The sequence below is a fragment of the Aureimonas endophytica genome (assembly GCF_014642635.1).
GTDB classification, from domain to species: domain Bacteria; phylum Pseudomonadota; class Alphaproteobacteria; order Rhizobiales; family Rhizobiaceae; genus Plantimonas; species Plantimonas endophytica.
The window spans coordinates 1-638 of the sequence record NZ_BMIQ01000040.1; the positions used below are offsets into that span (position 1 = coordinate 1).

At 71.8% G+C, this 638-nt stretch carries 1 protein-coding gene; it reads left to right on the forward strand.

The features are described from left to right. Positions 1–21 precede the first annotated feature (21 nt). Positions 22–638, forward strand: a 617-nt coding sequence (locus tag IEY14_RS25705) for a methyl-accepting chemotaxis protein (protein ID WP_244639686.1), incomplete at its 3' end; no start/stop codon positions are given.

The following is a 638-nucleotide window of genomic DNA, read 5'->3' on the forward strand; positions in this document are numbered from 1 at the left end:
CGGCGCGACGAGATCGGGGCGATGGCTTCGGCGGTTCAGGTGTTCAAGGAGGCGGGTCTGGAGAAGCGTCGCCTGGAAGCGGAGGCGGAGGCGAGCCGGGCGGCGCAGGCGGCGAGCCGGGACCGTCAGGCGGCGATCGACAATGCGCGGGCGGAGGATCTGAAGGCCTTCGTGCACGGTGTGGAGGCAGGGTTCGAGCGCCTGTCGTCCGGCGACCTGACGGTGCGCATGGACGGGTCGGTAGCGGTGGAGTTCGAGCCGATCCGGCAGCAGTTCAACCAGTCGGTGGCGGCGCTGGAGGAGGCGATCGGCGCGGTGGTCGGGGCGACGGGGGTTCTGAGGAACGGTCTGGCGGAGATCTCGACGGCCTCCTCGGATCTGGCGCAGCGCACCGAGCAGCAGGCGGCGGGCCTGGAGGAAACGGTGGCGGCCTTGTCGGAGGTGGCGCGGGGCGTCAACGACACGGCGAGCGGGGCGAGCGCGGCGCAGGAGGCGGCGGGCCTGGCGGAAACGGCGGCGCAGAAGGGCGAGGCGATCGTCGGGCGGGCGGTGGCGGCGATGGCCGAGATCGAGCGCTCCTCGGCCGAGATCGGCAAGATCATCGGCGTCATCGACGAGATCGCCTTCCAGACGAACCT